This is a genomic window from Streptomyces sp. NRRL S-244, assembly GCF_000717915.1.
Taxonomy (GTDB): Bacteria; Actinomycetota; Actinomycetes; order Streptomycetales; family Streptomycetaceae; genus Streptomyces.
Genome location: NZ_JOCX01000013.1, coordinates 167536 through 184169, shown reverse-complemented (window position 1 = coordinate 184169; position 16634 = coordinate 167536). Strand labels below are relative to the sequence as shown.

Sequence of the window (16634 nt, the reverse complement as noted above, 5' to 3'; positions counted from 1 at the left end):
CTAGCGTCTCCTCAGCTGAAGCTACTAAGCGGTTGCTCACCAATGGGGAGCCGCTGATGAGGATTCCGAGGGCGAGGAGATCCACCATGTCCACCACCGAGCAGCGCGTCGCGATCGTGACCGGGGCGGCCCGGGGCATCGGCGCGGCCACCGCCGTGCGCCTGGCCGCCGAGGGCCGGGCCGTCGCCGTACTCGATCTCGACGAGGCGGCCTGCAAGGACACCGTCGAGGCGATCACGGCGGCCGGCGGGAAGGCCCTGGCGGTCGGCTGTGACGTCAGCGACGCGGCGCAGGTGGAGGCGGCCGTCGAGCGCGTCGCGAGCGTCCTGGGCGCGCCGACCATCCTGGTCAACAACGCGGGAGTGCTGCGCGACAACCTGCTCTTCAAGATGAGCGAGAACGACTGGGACACCGTCATGAACGTCCACCTGCGCGGTGCGTTCCTGATGTCGAAGGCCTGTCAGAAGTACATGGTGGAGGCCAAGTTCGGCCGCATCGTCAACCTCTCCAGCAGCTCGGCGCTGGGCAACCGCGGCCAGGTCAACTACTCCGCGGCCAAGGCCGGTCTGCAGGGCTTCACCAAGACCCTGGCCATCGAGCTCGGCAAGTTCGGCGTCACCGCCAACGCCGTCGCGCCCGGCTTCATCGTCACGGAGATGACCGCCCAGACGGCCGCGCGCGTGGGCATGGGCTTCGAGGAGTTCCAGGCCGCCGCGGCCACCCAGATCCCCGTCCAGCGCGTCGGCCGCCCGGACGACATCGCGAACGCGATCGCGTTCTTCACGGGCGAGGCCGCCGGCTTCGTCTCCGGCCAGGTCATGTACGTGGCCGGCGGCCCGCTCAACTGACGAGAGGCAGGCGCAGGTCATGGCGGAGAACAGCACGGAGCGGGCAGCGGACAGCGGCAAGGTCGCGCTGATCACCGGAGGCAGCCGGGGCATCGGCTACGGCATCGCCGAGGCGCTCGTCGCGCGCGGCGACCGGGTGTGCATCACCGGGCGCAACGAGGACGCCCTCAAGGAGGCCGTCGAGGCGCTCGGCGCGGACCGGGTGATGGGGGTGGCCGGCAAGGCGCACGACGAGGCCCACCAGGCCGTCGCGGTCGAGCGGACGATGGAGGCCTTCGGGCGCGTCGACTTCCTGATCAACAACGCGGGCACCAACCCGGTCTTCGGTCCGATGGCGGACCTGGACCTCGGCGTCGCGCGCAAGGTCTTCGAGACCAACGTGATCTCGGCGCTCGGGTTCGCCCAGCGGACCTGGCACGCCTGGCAGAAGGACAACGGCGGCGCGATCGTGAACATCGCGTCCATCGCCGGGCTCTCCCCCTCGCCCTTCATCGGCGCGTACGGGATGAGCAAGGCCGCCATGATCAACCTCACCCTCCAGCTCGCCCACGAGATGGCGCCGGGGGTCCGGGTTAACGCGATCGCCCCCGCGGTGGTCAAGACGAAGTTCGCCCAGGCGCTCTACGAGGGCCGGGAGCAGGAGGCCGCGGCGGCCTATCCGCTCGGCCGGCTGGGACTGCCGCAGGACATCGGCGGGGCGGCGGCTTTTCTTACATCTGCACAAGCGGAATGGATCACTGGCCAAACTCTGGTCGTTGACGGAGGAATGTTCCTCAATGCCGGAGTGCACTGATCGATAATCGGACGCATTTGCCTCCCGAGGGGAGGCAAATGCGTACCTAACGTGCACGAAATCGGTCAAGTGTCACATGAAACCTACCCATTGGATTTGTGAGGCACTGCGGTAGGGTCTGCCGCACCCCTGGCTGATCGAGGAGCGTGCACGTGTTCATCCGGACCAGATGCCTGCAGATCACTGCAGCCCTTGCGTCCATATCCCTGCTCGCCGGATGCGGTCTGCTTTCGGACGACAGCAGTGACACCGCGAAGAGAATCGTCGTCGGCACGACGAGCGCCCCGAGCACCCTCGATCCCGCTGCGGCCTGGGACGGCTCCTGGGAGCTGTACCGGAACGTCTACCAGACCCTGCTGGCATTCCCGACGGGCTCCACCAAGCCCCAGCCCGACGCCGCCCAGACCTGCGAGTTCACGGACTCCGGGAACGAGTCGTACCGCTGCACCCTGAAGAAGGGCCTGAAGTTCTCCGACGGGGAGCCGCTCGACGCCAAGGCGGTCAAGCACTCGCTCGACCGGATCCGGACGATCAACTCCCAGACCGGTCCGAAGGACCTCTTCGGCAGCCTGGACAAGATCGAGACCCCGGACGCGCTGACGGTCGTCTTCCACCTGAAGACGCCGGACGCCACCTTCCCCTTCGTCCTCGGCTCGCCGGCCGCCTCGCTGGTCGCGCCCAAGGACTACCCGGCCGACAAGGTGCGCGAGGACGGCAAGATCACCGGCTCCGGCCCGTTCGTGCTCGACTCGTACAAGGAGGGCAGCGAGGCCGTCCTCGGCAAGAACGCGTCCTACGCCGGCTTCGCGAACCGGCGCAACGACGGCGTGACGATCCGCTACTTCGCGGACTCCACCAAGATGGTCGCCGCGCTCAAGGCCAAGGAGATCGACGCCACCTACCGTGGTCTGTCGGCCCCCGAGATCAAGGACCTGCAGACCCCCGCCTCGCACGCGCAGGGCGTCCAGGTCGTCGAGAACGTCGGCGCCGAGATCCGCTACCTGGTCTTCAACCCCAAGGACCCGCAGGTCGCCAAGTTGCCGGTGCGCCAGGCCATCGCCCAGATCGTCGACCGCGGCGCGATCGTCTCCAAGGTCTACCAGGGCACCGCCGAACCGCTGTACTCGATGGTCCCCAAGGGGGTCGTGGGCCACAAGACGCCCTTCTACGACAAGTACGGCCAGGCGGACGTCAAGAAGGCCCAGAAGATCCTCAAGGACGCCGGGGTCCCCACGCCCGTGGACCTGACCTTCTGGTACACCACCGACCGCTACGGCGCCTCCACGGCCGACGAGTTCACCGAGCTCAAGCGCCAGCTGGACGAGAGCGGCCTCTTCCGGGTCACGCTGCGCGGCCAGCCCTGGAAGGTGTTCCAGGTCGGCTACAAGAACGGCGAGTACCCGGTCTTCGGCCGCGGCTGGTTCCCCGACTTCCCGGACCCGGACAACTTCATCGCGCCGTTCGTCGGCAAGGAGAACGCGGTCGGCACCCCGTACGAGCCCAACGAGATCCTCACCGACCTGCTGCCCAAGTCCCGCCGCGAGAGCGACCGCTCGGCCGGCGTCCGCGAGTTCGAGCAGGCCCAGCAGATCTTCGCCGAGGACGTCCGGCTGCTGCCGCTGTGGCAGGGCAAGCTGTACGTCGCCGCCCGCGAGGACATCGCCGGCGCCGAGCGGGCGCTCGACCCGCAGACCGCCATGCAGATGTGGGAGCTGTACCGCAAGACCAGCTGGTAGCCGTAGGGCCGGCCGCAGTCCACACCGCATCCGCGGGTGCCTCCGGGCGCCCGCGGATGCGGCGTTGTCAGTGGCCCCCGGTAGGTTCTGGAGCTGTTGCACCACGCAGTTGCACGAACTTGTACCGGAGGTTGTAGACGTGACCCAGATGCTGCCCGAGTCCTGGCTCCCCGTCCTCGGCGACGAGCTGGAGAAGCCCTACTTCAACGAGCTCACCGAGTTCGTCGAGAAGGAGCGGGCGAACGGGCCGGTCTACCCGCCCCACGAGCAGGTCTTCGCCGCCCTGGAAGCCACTCCCTTCGACCGGGTGAAGGTCCTGGTCCTCGGCCAGGACCCGTACCACGGGGCCGGCCAGGGCCACGGCCTGTGCTTCTCCGTACGGCCCGGGGTCAAGACCCCGCCCTCCCTGCGCAACATCTACAAGGAGATGCACGCCGAGCTGGGCACCCCCATCCCGGACAACGGGTACCTGATGCCCTGGGCCGAGCAGGGCGTCCTGCTGCTCAACGCGGTCCTCACCGTCCGCGAGGCCGAGCCCAACTCGCACAAGGGCAAGGGCTGGGAGAAGTTCACGGACGCGGTGATCCGGGCCGTCGCCGACCGCCCCGACCCGGCCGTCTTCGTCCTGTGGGGCGCCTACGCGCAGAAGAAGCTCCCGCTCATCGACGAGGAGCGGCACGCGGTCGTCAAGGGGGCCCACCCCTCCCCGCTGTCGGCCAAGAAGTTCTTCGGCTCCCGGCCCTTCACGCAGATCAACGAGGCCGTCGCGGCCCAGGGCCATGAGCCGATCGACTGGACGATCCCGGACCTGGGCTGACGCCCCACCGCGCCTCGGTGTCATAACCGGTGCCTCCGGTTAGCGTCGTGACGACCGGACCGGAGCAGGTCTGGCAGAGCGAGCCGGAGGCCGCCGTGACGGAGCAGCAGGAGGCGTCGGAGGACGCCGTCATGACCAGGATCGGCCAGGCCGTCATCCTGCTGCACGCCGGCGACCGCGAGGAGGCCCGCAACCGCCTCGGCGAGATCTGGACCGAGATCGGCGAGGACGGCGACTCCCTCCACCGCTGCACGCTCGCGCACTACATGGCCGACGCCCAGGACGATCCCGCCGACGAACTGGCCTGGGACCTGCGGGCCCTGACCGCCGCCGACGGGCTGGGGCCGGGGCTGCGCGACGGGCTGCCCGCGCAGCACGAGTCCCATCCGGCCGTGCGCGTGTTCTACCCGTCGCTGCACCTCAACCTGGCCGCCGACTACGTGAAGCTCCAGCGGCCCGAGGCGGCGCGGCTGCACCTGGCCCGGGCCCGGGCCGCCACCGGGGTCCTGTCCGACGACGGGTACGGGAACGGCGTACGGGCGGCCATCGCCCGGCTGGAGCGGCGCCTGGCCGCGGAACCGGGCGGGGGGCCCCGGCCGTTCCCGGAGCAGCACCCGTAGCGGCTCGGAGGCCCGCCCGCGCAGTGGATCGGCGGCTCAGCCCTCGTGGACGCCCGCGCAGATACGGGCCTCCGGGCTGTCCGGGTGCCAGCGCCCGTGCCGGCGGCCCAGCGCGCACACGTCCGATGGCCGGACCGGCAGCTCCTTGACCACCTCGCGCGGAACCTCCGCGTCCGGCCCCGGCCGCTCCGGACGGCCGCCCGTGCCCCCTGAGCCGCGCCGGGCGCCCCGGCGCGGCTCAGGGATGTCCGGCACCGGCGGGACGGCCCGTGAGGCCTCCTGGGCGGCCGCGGCCGCGGCCGCGGCCGGCACCCCCGCCGCGCCGGTCGGAGCCGCTGCCCCGCGCGGCGCGGACGCCCCGCCTCCACGGGGGGCCGCCGGCTGCGCGGACTGCCCGGGCACCGCTTTCAGGGCCTCCAGGGCGGGCGCCTGAACCTCCACCGGCACGGCACCCGGTCGGCCGCGCGGATCGTGCCGGGGCGGTGGAGCGGCCGTACCGGGGGCGGCCGCCGGCTGCATCGGGGCGGGTGTCACATTCACGCAGCCGGAGACGGCCGAGACGGCACAGGCGACTCCGAGCAGCAGCTTTGTCGTGGTTCGCGTTGGATGCACTCGCGCAACTCTGCTGTGCGAGGACCCCGTTGCGAAAACCCGGAGCCGAAAATGACCCCGCACGGGTGACGGGCATCCGCCGGACACCCGGCCGTCACCTGCGCGCGGCGGCCGCCGTGCGACCGGTGTGCGGCTCGTGCGCGGCCCGCGTCAGTCGCCCGTGGCGCCGTCGATCTGCTCGCGCAGCAGGTCCGCGTGCCCGTTGTGGCGCGCGTACTCCTCGATCATGTGCGTGTAGACCCAGCGCAGGCTGAACGTCTCGCCGCGGTGGTGGCTCTCGGGATCCGACACCAGGTCCAGCGAACGGCCCGTCGCGGCCTGCCGCGCCAGCTCGATCTCGGTCTGCCAGGTCTGCTCGGCCTCGGCCCAGGTGTCCCCGGGGCCGAAGTGGAAGTCCCCGTCCGGGTCCTCCTGCGTGCAGTACAGCTCGGGGAGGTCCTCGCCCAGCATGATCTCCCGGAACCAGTACCGCTCCACTTCCGCCATGTGCCGTACGAGGCCCAGCAGGCTCAGCTCGGACGGGGCGAGCGGGGCGCGGCCCAGCTGCTCGGCCCCGAGGCCCTCGCACTTCCAGGCGAGGGTGGCGCGGTGGTAATCGAGCCAGCCGTCCAGCATCTCCCGCTCGTTCGCGGTGGTGGAGGGCTCGGTGCGGTGGGATCCGGTGGTCGTGGTCATGGCGCCATCCTCGGCGAACGCGGGCCCCGCCACCAGGGATTAAGCTGCGGAAGTCCCAGAAGGATCTACCTGGAGGTTCCCGGTGAAGGTCGGCGTCATCGGACTCGGCGACATCGCCCAGAAGGCGTACCTGCCCGTCCTCACCGCCCGCCCGGGCGTGGAACTGCACCTGCAGACCCGAACCCCGGCCACGCTGGAGCGGATCGGGGAGATCCACCACGTCCCGGCCGGCCGCCGCCACACGGCCCTCGACGGACTGCTGGCCGAGGGACTCGACGCGGCGTTCGTGCACGCCCCGACGGCCGTTCACCCCGAGATCGTGGCGCGGCTGCTCGAAGCGGGCGTGCCGACGTACGTGGACAAGCCGCTCGCCTACGAGCTCGACGACTCGCGGCGGCTCGTGGAACTCGCCGAGGAGCGCGGGGTCTCGCTCGCCGTCGGCTTCAACCGCCGCCACGCGCCCGGCTACGCGCAGTGCGCCGAACACCCGCGGGACCTGATCGTCATGCAGAAGAACAGGGTCGGGCTGCCCGAGGACCCGCGGACCTTCGTCCTCGACGACTTCATCCACGTCGTCGACACCCTGCGCTTCCTGCTCCCCGGCGAGGCCGACCACATCGACGTCCGGGCCCAGGTCCAGGGCGGGCTGATGCACCAGGTCGTCCTCCAGATGTCGGGCCCCGGCTTCACCGCGCTCGGGATCATGAACCGGCTGTCCGGTTCCACCGAGGAGGTCCTCGAAGTGTCGGGGCAGGACACCAAGCGTCAGGTCGTCAACCTCGCCGAGATCATCGACCACCGCGGCCAGCCGACCGTGCGGCGCCGCGGGGACTGGGTTCCGGTCGCCCGCCAGCGCGGCATCGAGCAGGTCGTGGACGCCTTCCTGGAGTCCGTCGCGGCGGGCAAGACGCTCAGCGCCCGCGACGCGCTGCTCACCCACGAGCTGTGCGAGCGGGTGGTGTCGTCGGCTCTGGAGCAGGCTTCCTGAGCCCGAGCGACCTGACCCCCTCGACCGCGCAATACGCCGCCAGCAGCGCGAGGCAGGCGCCCACGGGCCAGTCCCCGAAGCGGACGTAGAACGTCGAGCCGCGGGAGAGCGGGACCTCGTACACCTGCGCGGCGCGCGCGGAGGTGGGCAGCGCCGGGCCGATCCGCTCGCCGGACGGGCCGTGCACCGCGCTGATCCCGGTGAGGGTGGCGTGCACCATCGGGCGGCCGTCCTCGGCGGCGCGCAGGGCGGCGAGCGAGGCGTGCTGCGCCGGGGCCCAGGTGTGCTGGAAGCTGGACGTGGCCGACTGGGCGACCAGCAGGGCGGCCCCGTCGCGGGTGAGGCGGCGGCTCATGTCGGGGAAGGCCGACTCGAAGCAGACCAGCGGGCCGATCCGGACACCGGGCCGCCCCGGCAGGTTCATCAGGACCGGCTCCGCGCCGCGCCGGCGGTCCTCGCCGGCGGCCTTGCCGACCGAGGTGGCCCAGCCGAGCAGCGACCGGGCCGGTACGTACTCGCCGAAGGGGACCAGGCGCATCTTGTCGTACCGGTCCCCGGTCGGCCCGCCCGGGCCGACGAGGACGGAGCTCTTGTAGATGCCGCCCGCGGACGTCGTGGCGGCCGAGGCGACCGGTCCCGGGACCGGTCCCGCGACCGGGCCCGCCGGCCGCCGGGCGTCGACGTTGACCAGCAGGGGAGCCCCGACCTCGGAGGACAGCACGGCCAGCCGCCGGGCCAGGTCCGGGCGCGCGGCCAGGTCGGCCCCGACACTGCTCTCGCCCCACACCACCAGGTCCACCCGCTGCCCGGCCAGCGTCCGCGTCAGCCGCTCCCCGGCGGAGAACCGCTGCTCCGCGCTGTTCGGGCCGTCCGCCACCAGGCCCGGCTGTACGACGGCCACGCGGAGCGCGCCCGACACCTCGGGCCGCGGCACCCACAGCCACACCGCCCCCGTCAGCACCACGCACCCCGTCACCCCGGCCACCGCCGGAACCCGTGCCCCCGGTACGGATATCAGCAGCACCAGCGCGCAGTTCACCGCCACCACCAGCAGGCTCACCAGCCACACCCCGCCCACCGACGCGAGCCGCAGCGCGGGCGGCACCTGCCACTGGCTGGCCCCCAGCAGCCCCCACGGCCCGCCCAGCCCCTGCCAGGACCGGGCCAGCTCGGACAGCAGCCAGCCCGCCGGTACGAGGAGCAGCGCGGCCGCCGCCCGGCCCGGATCCGGGGTCCCGCCGAGGAACTCCCGCACCAGCAGGGCCCAGGGGATCCAGAGCAGCCCCACCAGGGCCGCCACCGGCAGCAGGAACACGTGCAGGCTGGGCAGCAGCCAGTGGTGGACGGCGACGATGAAGGCGGCGCCGCCGAGCCACCCCTCCAGGGCCGCGCGCCGCCCGGTCGGCGCCGACCTCAGCAGCAGCATCCAGGGCACGAGGGCGACGTACGCGAACCACCAGAGCGCGGGGGCGGGGAAGGCGAGGCACGGCAGCGCTCCGGCGGCGACCGCGGCCGCCGCACGCCGCTGGTACGGGATCCGCTTCGCGACCATGGCGTGCCTCCGCTTCCAGTGTGGAACAGGGCCGTCCGGACGGCCGCCCGAGCAGGGTCAACGGCTACGCGGTCATGTGCCGCCATTTTTCGTGGACGGTGACGCGGGTGAGCAGCCAGCCGCCGTCGGACGTGCGGGCGAGGGCGAAGGTGTAGCGCCCGGCGGCCACGAAGTTCGGCGCGGTCACCGAACCGTCGAACTCCGGCCCGGCGAGCCGCATCGGATTGAGGAAGTCCGCCCGTACCTCGGCCCGGTCGCCTGGCCAGCCGCCCCGGTCCTCCAGCCGGATCAGCCGGTTGACGATGAGGTGCTGGCGCACCGGGAAGAGCTTCATCGTCTCCGCGAGCCAGTCCGCGACTTCGGCGGCCGGGCCCTCGATACCGCCCGCCGAGCCGTAGTCGGCCCGCCCGGCGGGGGTGAACAGCGCGCGGTACGCCGCCCAGTCGCCGTCGTCCACGGCCACCGCGTACCCCGTGACCACCTCGTCGATCGCCATCCGGTCCATGACCGTGGCGAGGTCCACACGCTGCGTCATCGGGTCAGTGTGGGGGCGCGGGGCGGCGACGCCAAGGGGCGTGCGCGGTCCGGACCGGCGCGCGGTGGATCAGTGACCGGAATGCGCCTCCCGCTGCCGGACCACGACGAGGAACGCGTCGGTGGCCAGGTCCATCACCACCTCGGCGGGCACGCCCTCGCGCATCCGCTCCGCCGCGTACTCCTCGGCGGGCCAGCTTCCCCTCGGACTTCCGGCCGGAAACCGCTCCAGCACCACTCGACCCACGGGACACCCCCTGCTGTTTGCCTTCCGGTCTGTTCAGGTCTCTTCAGGCACAACGACGCGGAGGCCGCCCGGGAACGTTCCCGAACGGCCTCCGGTTCACGCGAAGCGGTGAGCGGCGGCGGTGTCAGCCGGCCGACTCGGCGGCGAACGGGCTGAGCACGCCCATGCCGATCAGTACGAACAGCGCGACGCCCAGGGCGATCCGGTAGATCACGAAGGGCATGAAGCTCTTGCTGGAGATGAACTTCATGAACCACGCGATGACGACGTAGCCCACGAAGAACGCGATGACCGTCGCGAAGATCGTCGGCCCCCAGGTGATGTGACCCGGGCTCTCGACCACGTCCTTGATCTCGAACGCACCCGAGGCCAGTACGGCCGGAATGGCGAGCAGGAACGAGTAGCGGGCGGCCGCCTCACGCGTGAAGCCCAGCAGCAGACCGCCGGAGATCGTCGCACCGGAGCGGGAGACGCCCGGGATCAGGGCCATCGCCTGGCAGAGACCGAAGATCAGGCCGTCCTTGACGCCCAGTTCCTTGAGCGTCTTGCGCTCGCGGATGGCGCGGTGCCGGCCCCCCTCCTCGTCGCGGGCGGCCAGCCGGTCCGCGATGCCGAGTACGACGCCCATCACGATCAGGGTGGTGGCGGTCAGCCGCAGATCACGGGCCGGGCCCGTGATCTGGTCCTTGAACGCGACGCCGAGGACACCGATCGGGATCGATCCGACGATCACCAGCCAGCCCATCTTGGCGTCCTGCTCGGAGCGCAGCGACGCGTTGAACAGCGAGCGGAACCAGGTGGAGATGATCCGCGCGATGTCCTTGCGGAAGTAGATCAGCACGGCAGCCTCGGTGCCGATCTGCGTGATCGCGGTGAAGGCCGCGCCCGGGTCCTGCCAGCCGGCGAATGCCGCGGTCAGCCGGAGATGGGCGCTGGAGGAGATCGGGAGGAACTCCGTAAGCCCCTGGACGAGACCGAGGATTAGGGATTCGAACCAGCTCATGTCGGGGTGTGCTCGTCCTTGTGATCGTCGGACAGTTCGGGTCCGATGCTAGGGCCCGTGGGGAGCGGCGCTGACCACAGGGGGGTACACGGGCACCGGATCGTGCGTTTCGCACGCCGGTACGGGCGCCAGCCGGTGCCTCTTGCGCCATCCGACGACCCCGGCCGCCACCACGGAGACGGTGATGAAGCCGAAGGAGGCGAGGAAGGCCGGGGAGTCCGGGGAGGAGGCGCTCGCGCCCGCGACCACGTACGCGGCGGTGTTCGGGACGACTCCGATCGCCGTCGCGAGGAGGAAGGGCAGCCAGCCGCAACGGGACACCGCCGCGCAGTAGTTGGCGACCGCGAAGGGCAGGCCCGGGAAGATCCGGACCGCCAGCATCGAGCGGAAGCCGTGCCGGGCCAGCTGGTCGTCGGCCGCCTGGAGCCAGCGGCCGCGCAGCAGCGGCCGTACGGCGTCCCGGCCCATCGCCCGGCCCAGCCCGAAGGAGATCCCGGCGCCGATGACCGATCCGCCGACCGCCGAGGCCAGGCCGAAGGGGATCCCGAAGACGGCTCCGGCCGCGAGGTTGAGCAGCGGGCGCGGCACCAGGGCCGCCGTGCCCACTCCGTACGCGGCCGCGAACAGCAGGACCGCCGCGCCGACCGGGAGCCCCGGGGGCAGGCCCTCCGACAGGATGCGCTGGGGCTCGTACAGCACGACGCACACGCCGGCCGCCGCCAGCAGCACGACGAGCAGCGCCAGCCGGGTCCACGGCGCGAGGAGGAGGGACATCCGGGGAGACTAACCGACGAATGCGGCGTCGCGCCGTAATCTGGGCCTCATGCGGCCGAACGACCAGCGACCCCCGAAGGTCCCGCGCAGCGCCCTCGCGGACACCCTCGTGGACCGCCTCACGACGGCGTACGGAGCGGCCGCCGACCCCGAGCGGGCCCGGTCCATGGCCGCGTACATGAAGGACGTCGCACCCTTCCTCGGCATCCGCACCCCGCTGCGGCGCGAACTGTCGAAAGCCGTGACCCGGCAGAGCGCCGAGCCGGCGGAGGCGGACGTCACGGCGCTCGTGCTGCGGTGCTGGGAGCTCCCGGAGCGCGAGTACCACTACTTCGCGGTGGACTACCTGCGCCGCCACGTCCGGGTCTGCTCCTCCGGCTTCCTGCCGGTGGTGCGCCGGCTGGTCGTCACCGTCCCGTGGTGGGACACCGTCGACCTCCTCGCGGCGCACGCGGCCGGCCCGCTCGTGGCCGCCGACCCGGAGCTCACGGCCGTGATGGACGAGTGGATCGGGGACGAGGACCTCTGGCTCGCCCGCACCGCCCTCCTCCACCAGCTGCGCTACAAGTCGGCGACGGACGCCGGACGCCTCTTCGCGTACTGCCGCCGCCAGAGCGGCCACCCGGACTTCTTCATCCGCAAGGCCATCGGCTGGGCGCTGCGCGAGTACGCGAAGACGGACCCGGAGGCGGTCCGCGCCTTCGTCGGGGCGGAACGGGACGCCCTGTCACCCCTGTCCGTCCGCGAAGCCCTCAAGAACCTCTGAGCGCGCGGTAAATCATTCGACGCGGCGGGGACGGTCGGGCAGGATCTGGGGCATGTCCCGGTACGCCTTCCCCGCAGCGCCGTCCGCAGTCGCGGACGCGCCGAAGGCTGCCGCTTTCCTCTTCTTCCTCTTCGAGGCCTTCCTCTCCGAGGCGTTCGAAACCTCTGAGGCAACTGCCTTCGCCGCATTCGACGGCGCACGAAGCTGACCCTTCCCGGACCGTCCGGCGGACCCCACAGGGGGAGGGTCGGTTCGCTCCAGGGGTCCCGTATCCAGCTTCGGAAGCACTCGGGAAGACATCATGGCCAAGACGGCCTTCGTGCGCACCAAGCCGCACCTGAACATCGGCACCATGGGTCACGTCGACCACGGCAAGACCACCCTCACCGCCGCCATCACCAAGGTCCTCGCCGAGCGCGGCGGCGCCTCCTTCGTGCCGTTCGACCGCATCGACCGGGCCCCCGAGGAGGCCCGGCGCGGCATCACCATCAACCTCACGCACGTTGAGTACGAGACCGACACCCGGCACTACGCCCACGTCGACATGCCCGGGCACGCCGACTACGTCAAGAACATGGTCACCGGCGCCGCCCAGCTCGACGGCGCGATCCTCGTCGTCTCCGCGCTCGACGGGGTCATGCCGCAAACCGCCGAGCACGTGCTCCTCGCCCGGCAAGTCGGCGTCGACCACATCGTCGTCGCGCTCAACAAGGCCGACGCCGGGGACCCCGAGCTCACCGACCTGGTCGAGCTCGAGGTCCGCGAGCTGCTCACCGCCAACGGCTACGGCGGGGACAGCGCTCCGGTCGTACGGGTCTCCGGACTCGGCGCGCTGGAGGGCGACCCCCGCTGGACCGGGGCGATCGAGGCACTGCTCGACGCCGTGGACACGTACGTGCCGATGCCGGTGCGGTACACGGACGCGCCCTTCCTGCTGCCGGTGGAGAACGTGCTGACCATCACCGGGCGCGGGACGGTCGTGACCGGTGCCGTCGAGCGCGGCAGCGTCCGCACGGGCGACCGCGTGAGCATCCTCGGCGGCGACGGCGAGGCCGTGGAGACCGTGGTCACGGGTCTGGAGACCTTCGGGAAGCCGATGGAGTCCGCCGAGGCCGGGGACAACGTCGCGCTGCTGCTGCGCGGGGTGCCGCGGGACGGCGTCCGCCGCGGGCAGGTGGTCGCCGCACCCGGGAGCGTCGTACCGAGGCGCCGCTTCACCGCGCAGGTGTACGTGCTCTCCGCGCGGGAGGGCGGGCGGAGCACCCCGCTGGCGTCCGGGTACCGGCCGCAGTTCTACATCCGCACCGCGGACGTGGTGGGGGACGTGGACCTGGGGACGGCCGGGGTGGCCCGGCCGGGGGAGACGGTCGCGATGACCGTCGAGCTCGGGCGGGACGTACCGCTGGAGTCGGGGCTCGGCTTCGCGATCCGCGAGGGCGGGCGGACCGTCGGCGCGGGGACGGTCACGGCCGTGCTCGACTGAGGCACCGCCCGCGGCGCCGATGTGGTGCCGGACCCCGCCCTGGTGGCGGCGGTCCGGCTGCGCCAGACTGCCGTCACCACAGGTGTACGGAGAGGGGCGGGCCGGGATGAGCGGCGATACGGCACTGGTGCTGGGCGGTGGAGGACTCACCGGCGTGGGCTGGGAGGCGGGGATCCTGTACGGGCTCGCCCGGGCGGGCGTGGACCTGACCGCCGCCGACCTCGTCGTCGGCACCTCGGCCGGCTCGGTGGTGGGCGCCCAGCTCACCTCCGGGCTGCTCACCCCGCAGGAGCTGTACGAGCGCCAGCTCGGCGACCCCGCCGGCGAGGCCGTCGCCCGGCTCGGTACGGGGCTCATCGCCCGGTACGCCGTCGCGATGGTGCGCTCACGGGATCCGGAGGGCTACCGCAGGCGGGTCGGCACCCTCGCGCTCGCCGCCGACACCGTCGAGGAGGCGGAGCGGCGCAAGATCCTGGCGGCCCGGCTCGTCTCGCACGCGTGGCCCGAGCGCAGGCTCGTCGTCACCGCCGTCGACGCGCTCGCCGCCTTCGACCGAGAGAGCGGGGCCGGGCTGGTCGAGGCGGTCTCGGCGAGCTGCGCGGTACCCGGGGTGTGGCCGCCGGCCACGGTCGGCGGGCGCCGGTTCATCGACGGCGGGATCCGGTCGGCGACCAACGCCGACCTGGCCTCCGGCTGCGCGCGGGTGGTGATCATCGCACCGATGGCGCTCGGATCCCGGCTGGTCCCCTCGCCGGCGGCCCAGGCGGCGCGGCTGCGCGAGGCGGGGGCGAGGGTGCTGCTGATCACCCCGTCCGCGCAGGCCCGCAAGGCCTTCGGGCGCAACGTCCTGGATCCGGCGCGGCGGGACCCGGCGGCGCGGGCCGGGCTCGCCCAGGCCGCGGAGCACGCCGCCGAGTCGGCCGCCGTCTGGGCGGGCTGACCCGCCGACTGCCGACTGCCGGACAATGGTGCGGTGAGCGACGAACAGATCCCGGTCATCCGGGACGTGGGCCAGGGCACCGCCAAACTGATGCCGGACGTGGACCGGGAGCGGGCCTGGCTGCTGACCGTCGACGGCGCGCCGCAGTCGTACGTGGACCTCGACGATCCCGGGCACCTGGAGTTCGAGTACGTACGGCGGCTCGCGCACGTCCTGGACTGCGTCGCGGAGCCCGGGGCCGCGCTGGACCTGCTGCACCTCGGCGGCGGCGCGCTGACGCTGCCCCGCTACGCGGCGGCGACCCGGCCGGGCTCCCGGCAGGAGGTCGTGGAGTTCGACGCCGCACTGGTGGAGCTGGTCGCCGAGCACCTGCCGCTGCCGGCCGGGTCGGGTGTCACGGTGCACGCCGCCGATGCGCGGGCCTGGCTGGAGGGCGCGCCCGCGGACAGTGCGGACGTACTCGTCGCCGATGTGTTCGGCGGCTCGCGCGTACCGGCGCAGCTGACCTCCGTGGAGTACGCGAGGGAGGCGGCGCGGGTGCTGCGGCCGGGCGGGGTGTACGCGGCGAACCTGGCCGACGGGGCGCCGTTCGAGTTCCTGCGGGCCCAGCTCGCCAATTTCGGCGCGGTGTTCGCGGAGCTCGCGCTCGTCGCGGAGCCGGGGGTGCTGCGCGGGCGGCGGTTCGGGAACGCCGTACTCCTCGCCTCGGACGCGGAGCTGCCGGTGGCCGCGCTGTCCCGGCGGTGCGCGGCGGACGCGTTCGCGGCGCGGGTCGAGGAGGGGGCCGCCCTGGCCCGGTTCATGAAGGGGGCCGTGCCGGTGTCGGACGTGGACGCGGTCGCCTCGCCGGAGCCGCCGGAGGGCGCGTTCAGCCTGGGGTGACGCCGGTGGGCGCGCCCACCGGGTCGGGAGCGGTGGCGGCCGGGATCGAGGCGGCCTTCGGGGGAGCGGGCTTGCGGGTCATGCGGCGTACGTCCGGGACGAAGAGGACCGCGGCGGTGCCCAGCACGACCAGCGCGGCGCAGCCCCACAGGGCGGAGGTGCGGCCGAAGGCCGACTCGACCGGGCCGGCCACGGCGGTCGCCAGCGGGAGCATCGACACCGAGCCGAACCAGTCGTAGGCGGAGACGCGGGAGAACTTCTCCTCCGGGATCTCCTGGTGCATGGTCGTCATCCAGTTCACGCCGAACACCTCGATGGCGGTCCCGCTGACGAACATCACCGTGCACAGGCCCCAGACCGGCAGCGGCACCGCCAGGCCCGCCGAGGGCAGCGCCAGCGGGAACACGCACAGGGTGCCGACCAGCAGCAGCCGGCGCGGTTTCCACACCATCATCAGGACGGCCCCGGCAATGGTGCCGATGCCGAAGCAGCCCAGGGCCAGGCCCCATGGGGCCGGCCCGCCCAGTTGCTCCCGGGCGACCAGAGGCCCGTACACCGCCTCCGCGGCGCCGACGACGGCGACGACCACGGAGAACTGGAGCACGATGCTCCACAGCCAGGGACGGGTCCGGAACTCCACCCAGCCCTCCCGCAGGTCCGCCAGCATCCCGCCGCCGGGAGCCCGGTCGGCGACATGGCTGACGTCGAGGAAGGCACGCAGGGCTCCGGCGACCGCGAAGGCGGCGGCGTCCACGGCCAGCACCCAGCCGGGGCCGATCGCGGCGATCATGGCTCCGCCGAGGGCGGCCCCGCCGATGCCGGCGCCGTTCATCGCCATCCGGAAGAGGGCGAAGGCGCGGTTGGCGTGCTCGCCGGAGACGCTGGAGAGCAGCATCCCCTCGGCGGCCGGGTTGAAGAAGGCCTGGCCGGTGCCGCAGAGTGCGGTGAGCAGCATCATCTGCCACAGCTGGGGGTGCCCGGTCAGGACGAGGACGGCGAAGGCCGCCTGCGAGACGCAGTTGAGGGCGTTGGCCGCCACCATCACGTGGTGGCGGGGCAGCCGGTCGGCGAGCGCGCCGCCGATGAGGAGGAAGAGGACGAGCGGGAGCGTACGGGCCGCGGCCACCAGGCCGACGTCGCCGCCGGAGCCGCCCGCCTCCAGGACGGCGAAGGCCGAGGCGATGAGCGCTCCGTGGCTGCCCAGGTTCGTCACGACCGCGGCGCCCGTGAGCAGGGTGTAGTTGCGGCCCGCCCAGGCGGGCCGGCGGCGGGGTGCGGACGTACGGTACGGGGCGGTGGGGGGAGAGCTCACCCCCGGACTATCCACGCCCCGGGCCGAGAATCCAAACGGATTAGGGCCCGGG

At 72.6% G+C, this 16634-nt stretch carries 19 protein-coding genes; 11 read left to right on the top strand and 8 right to left on the bottom strand.

The annotated features are described in order from the left end of the window. Positions 1-86: 86 nt before the first annotated feature. From fabG to IF02_RS0118640, 5 genes are all read left to right on the top strand, one after another. Positions 87-848, top strand: a complete 762-nt coding sequence (gene fabG / locus IF02_RS0118660; RefSeq protein ID WP_030158367.1) for a 3-oxoacyl-ACP reductase FabG — start codon at positions 87-89, stop codon at positions 846-848. A 19-nt stretch (positions 849-867) separates the two neighbouring features. Continuing rightward, complete coding sequence (locus IF02_RS0118655) at positions 868-1641, top strand: SDR family oxidoreductase (RefSeq protein ID WP_030158365.1); 774 nt, start codon at positions 868-870, stop codon at positions 1639-1641. A 152-nt stretch (positions 1642-1793) separates the two neighbouring features. Continuing rightward, positions 1794-3377 carry an ABC transporter substrate-binding protein gene (locus tag IF02_RS0118650; protein WP_030158364.1) on the top strand — a complete coding sequence of 528 codons (1584 nt, stop codon included), beginning with the start codon at positions 1794-1796 and terminating at the stop codon, positions 3375-3377. 148 nt (positions 3378-3525) lie between these two features. Further along, complete coding sequence (locus IF02_RS0118645) at positions 3526-4194, top strand: uracil-DNA glycosylase (RefSeq protein ID WP_030158363.1); 669 nt, start codon at positions 3526-3528, stop codon at positions 4192-4194. A 95-nt stretch (positions 4195-4289) separates the two neighbouring features. Next, positions 4290-4814 (top strand): hypothetical protein, encoded by a 525-nt coding sequence (locus IF02_RS0118640; protein WP_051696344.1) that lies wholly within the window; start codon positions 4290-4292, stop codon positions 4812-4814. A 36-nt stretch (positions 4815-4850) separates the two neighbouring features. Here the strand turns inward: IF02_RS0118640 and IF02_RS36110 are convergent, their stop codons facing one another. Together IF02_RS36110 and IF02_RS0118630 are read right to left on the bottom strand one after the other, a co-directional pair. Further along, a complete protein-coding gene (locus IF02_RS36110; RefSeq protein ID WP_324603770.1) occupies positions 4851-5255 on the bottom strand; it encodes a hypothetical protein in 405 nt (134 codons plus the stop codon). 321 nt (positions 5256-5576) lie between these two features. Next, a complete protein-coding gene (locus IF02_RS0118630) occupies positions 5577-6101 on the bottom strand; it encodes a DinB family protein (RefSeq protein ID WP_030158359.1) in 525 nt (174 codons plus the stop codon). 82 nt (positions 6102-6183) lie between these two features. Between IF02_RS0118630 and IF02_RS0118625 the strand changes: the two genes are divergently transcribed. After that, on the top strand, positions 6184-7089 hold the full coding sequence (locus IF02_RS0118625; RefSeq protein WP_030158357.1) for a Gfo/Idh/MocA family protein: 906 nt from the start codon (positions 6184-6186) through the stop codon (positions 7087-7089). On the opposite strand, the gene lnt is transcribed toward IF02_RS0118625, so the two are convergent. The 5 genes from lnt to IF02_RS0118600 form a co-directional block, all read right to left on the bottom strand. Next, positions 7034-8641 (bottom strand): apolipoprotein N-acyltransferase, encoded by a 1608-nt coding sequence (lnt, locus tag IF02_RS0118620; RefSeq protein WP_030158355.1) that lies wholly within the window; start codon positions 8639-8641, stop codon positions 7034-7036. The two genes, IF02_RS0118625 and lnt, sit on opposite strands and share 56 nt — an antisense overlap. Positions 8642-8705: 64 nt before the next feature. After that, on the bottom strand, positions 8706-9176 hold the full coding sequence (locus IF02_RS0118615; RefSeq protein WP_030158353.1) for a nuclear transport factor 2 family protein: 471 nt from the start codon (positions 9174-9176) through the stop codon (positions 8706-8708). 69 nt (positions 9177-9245) lie between these two features. Continuing rightward, positions 9246-9422 carry a hypothetical protein gene (locus tag IF02_RS34400; protein ID WP_099893904.1) on the bottom strand — a complete coding sequence of 59 codons (177 nt, stop codon included), beginning with the start codon at positions 9420-9422 and terminating at the stop codon, positions 9246-9248. Positions 9423-9546: 124 nt separating this feature from the next. After that, positions 9547-10425, bottom strand: coding sequence for an undecaprenyl-diphosphate phosphatase (locus IF02_RS0118605; RefSeq protein ID WP_030158351.1), 879 nt, complete (start codon positions 10423-10425; stop codon positions 9547-9549). 48 nt (positions 10426-10473) lie between these two features. Next, a complete protein-coding gene (locus IF02_RS0118600; RefSeq protein WP_037836552.1) occupies positions 10474-11199 on the bottom strand; it encodes a TVP38/TMEM64 family protein in 726 nt (241 codons plus the stop codon). A 49-nt stretch (positions 11200-11248) separates the two neighbouring features. Here IF02_RS0118600 and IF02_RS0118595 point away from each other — a divergent pair, with 49 nt between their 5' ends. The 5 genes from IF02_RS0118595 to IF02_RS0118575 all read left to right on the top strand — a co-directional run bounded on the left by IF02_RS0118595 (position 11249) and on the right by IF02_RS0118575 (position 15270). Then, positions 11249-11965, top strand: coding sequence for a DNA alkylation repair protein (locus IF02_RS0118595; protein ID WP_030158347.1), 717 nt, complete (start codon positions 11249-11251; stop codon positions 11963-11965). Between the two features lie 52 nt (positions 11966-12017). Further along, the gene (locus IF02_RS34835; protein WP_158708508.1) at positions 12018-12173 is read left to right on the top strand and encodes a hypothetical protein; all 156 of its coding nucleotides are present in this window, start codon (positions 12018-12020) and stop codon (positions 12171-12173) included. A 93-nt stretch (positions 12174-12266) separates the two neighbouring features. Further along, on the top strand, positions 12267-13448 hold the full coding sequence (gene tuf, locus IF02_RS0118585) for an elongation factor Tu (RefSeq protein ID WP_030158345.1): 1182 nt from the start codon (positions 12267-12269) through the stop codon (positions 13446-13448). 106 nt (positions 13449-13554) lie between these two features. Then, positions 13555-14388 (top strand): patatin-like phospholipase family protein, encoded by an 834-nt coding sequence (locus tag IF02_RS0118580; protein ID WP_030158343.1) that lies wholly within the window; start codon positions 13555-13557, stop codon positions 14386-14388. A 90-nt stretch (positions 14389-14478) separates the two neighbouring features. Next, the gene (locus IF02_RS0118575; protein ID WP_051696343.1) at positions 14479-15270 is read left to right on the top strand and encodes a spermidine synthase; all 792 of its coding nucleotides are present in this window, start codon (positions 14479-14481) and stop codon (positions 15268-15270) included. Here the strand turns inward: IF02_RS0118575 and IF02_RS0118570 are convergent. Continuing rightward, positions 15257-16582, bottom strand: coding sequence for an MFS transporter (locus IF02_RS0118570; RefSeq protein ID WP_051696332.1), 1326 nt, complete (start codon positions 16580-16582; stop codon positions 15257-15259). The genes IF02_RS0118575 and IF02_RS0118570 overlap by 14 nt on opposite strands. Positions 16583-16634 lie beyond the last annotated feature (52 nt).